This window comes from Candidatus Symbiopectobacterium sp. NZEC135, from assembly GCF_025962695.1.
Genome location: NZ_JAGFPF010000604.1, coordinates 1 through 1,147, shown reverse-complemented (window position 1 = coordinate 1,147; position 1,147 = coordinate 1). Strand labels below are relative to the sequence as shown.

2 protein-coding genes are annotated in these 1,147 nt (G+C 55.5%); both read right to left on the bottom strand.

The genetic code is table 11. The annotated features are described in order from the left end of the window. Positions 1–711: hypothetical protein (locus tag J5224_RS29110; protein WP_264628559.1), on the bottom strand; the 711-nt coding region annotated here is incomplete at its 3' end. Positions 712–799: 88 nt separating this feature from the next. Further along, positions 800–1,147: sensor histidine kinase (locus J5224_RS29105; RefSeq protein WP_264628558.1), on the bottom strand; the 348-nt coding region annotated here is incomplete at its 5' end.

Here is a 1,147-nt window from a genome sequence, read left to right as displayed (position 1 = left end):
GGCGATCATCTCTAACATATCCATCGACTCATACAGCATGCAAATGCCATGATCCTCTGCCACTTGCAGGCATGACTCACCGTTGCGCACCCGTTCCCCTGCCCGTCCCATCACTGCGCACTTTTGCAATGCGTTGAAAGCGAAACTGTCAGATTCAATCCCGTAGTGCTCCGCCACGGCATAACAGCATTCGCCGGCATAGACCCGCGCGCCAGCCTCACCATCAACCGCCAGCATATTCAGTCGATGCATGAGTACGCTACGGTCAGGAATGCCATGCGCCTCGGCCACTGTCTTGCATGATTGCCCCGCCAATACGCGCTCTAGTGAAACCGCCTCTGCCAACCAGTCATGCCTGCCAAGAGAAAGGGATTTCCAGCGTTGATAAAACGCCTGACGCAACGCGTGTTGCACGGCGAGGGGACGTTCCCGGTTATCCCCGATGAAGCGCGCCACCGGCACAATATCTTCAGGTTGAGAAAACGGGTTAACCTGAGTAATGCGACTTACGCAGGCATTGGCCGCCAGTACTGACAAGGCAGGCAAAGCACAACGGGCAGACGGCACCGTGGGCTCTGCGCCATCGTTGCTGACGACGATAACCTCTTGCAAGAGTCGTAGCGGCTGCGCTGCCAGCCTATAGCCAAAAGAGACGTTGGAAGGAAAGCGAAAAGACGCATTATTGATAGGGCAGAGATAATCCGAAAGCATCTGGGGCATCCTGAAACGGGAGTGGCGTATCCACCGAAAAGTAAGTTTCGGACAAATACACCAGGTTGCCGTTAATAAAACGCGCTAATCAATGACTTTGCGATGCGGTCTCTTGCCAACGAGGAATAAAGATACGCACGGTCAATCCCCCGTGAGGGCCGTTATCTGCCTCAATATGCCCCCCGTGCGCCATCACCACTTTGCGGGCAATCGCCAGCCCTAATCCATAGCCTTTGCCGGACTGCGGCGATTCGATACGAATAAAAGGATCAAAGATGCTGGATAGCTTATTTTTCTCCACCCCCGGGCCCTGATCGGTGACACAAAGCAGCCACTCGCGCTCGGTGCCGCGCAGGTCTACCTGCACCGTCTGCTCACGGGTTGAAAAACGCAGCGCGTTGCGCACGATATTGTCCAACGCGCGCCGCATCAGCTC